This window comes from Peribacillus sp. SIMBA_075 (assembly GCF_046534585.1).
Genome location: NZ_JAWRYN010000844.1, coordinates 1 through 263, shown reverse-complemented (window position 1 = coordinate 263; position 263 = coordinate 1). Strand labels below are relative to the sequence as shown.

1 pseudogene is annotated in these 263 nt (G+C 41.1%); it reads right to left on the bottom strand.

The features are described from left to right. A pseudogene (locus SB775_RS30615) lies at window positions 1–263 on the bottom strand (DUF4073 domain-containing protein); the annotation flags it as partial.

Sequence of the window (263 nt, the reverse complement as noted above, 5' to 3'; positions counted from 1 at the left end):
AATTTTGGATCGTGATATTTCATGTATTTTTCTGTGCCTAGGAAAAGTAAGGGATATCCATTGATTTCTTTTTGGTGATAGACTTTGTCTTCTCCGCTGAATTGGTAGAAGTTATCGAACAACTCTTCTTCCGTTGTGCCGTTTGGCCATGTACTTTGTGCAAGCGTTTGGGGATTCTTCCACTTTGGCACATAAAACTCATGATTACCGATGCTGTACCACACGTTTTCGGGGTGAGGATTTTTATCGAGCACATCTTGCAC